This window comes from Pseudomonas sp. WC2, from assembly GCF_050586545.1.
Lineage (GTDB): Bacteria > Pseudomonadota > Gammaproteobacteria > Pseudomonadales > Pseudomonadaceae > Aquipseudomonas.
The window spans coordinates 1-739 of record NZ_JBOBDR010000047.1 but is presented as its reverse complement, the minus strand read 5'-3'; the positions used below and the strand labels follow the sequence as shown (position 1 = coordinate 739).

At 59.0% G+C, this 739-nt stretch carries 1 pseudogene; it reads left to right on the top strand.

The features are described 5' to 3' along the window. Positions 1-739, top strand: a pseudogene (locus ACQ4OE_RS26750) (hypothetical protein); the annotation flags it as partial.

Genomic DNA, 739 nt, shown 5'->3' with positions numbered 1-739 from the left:
GCTGCCTTTGGCGCAGATGCCTCAGGCCTCGGGCGCAGGGGCGGCTGTCACTCTGGCACCGCTCAATGCCCAAACCGGTGGCCGTGTGATCGTGGCTTATACCGGGATGAACGATAAACACAGTATTCAACTGACCCTGACCGGCACTCCCGGTGCTGGTTCGCCGGTGATTGCGGCGAAACCGGGTGTGGCGGAGGGCAGCGTTGAGTTTCTGATCCCGCCGGAAGCGATTGCGGCGAACATTGGTAATGCAGCGAAAACCTTCGAGCTGAAATATGAAGTGACAGCGGGCGGCAAAAAAGTACCGTCCCTGCCACTGACTGTGACGGTCACGCCGCTGCCGTTGGCGGAGCTGGACAAGCTCAGCATCGTGCAGGCAGTGGGTGATGAACTGGATCTGAGTACCGTCGAGACGGGCGGCACTGCACGCGCCGAGACGTGGGCATTCATTGCACTGAATCAACGGGTAAAGCTGGAGCTGAAGGGCAAAACCGCCAAGGGCGATGACCACGATTCGACGTTGTGGCCGTGGCCGTCTTCCTACGTCAATCAAGATTGGCTGGATGCCGGCCAGTTCGAGTTTCCGGTACCTAACAGCTACCTTAAGGAGCTGGGGCACGGCACTGAACTGGAAATGCATTTCAAAGCCGCGCTGACGCTGAGTCAGGTTGAGGCGGATGCGATTGTCGGGCCGGTGAAGAAATACCGGATCAAGGCTGTGGAGGATGTGAAACCGACC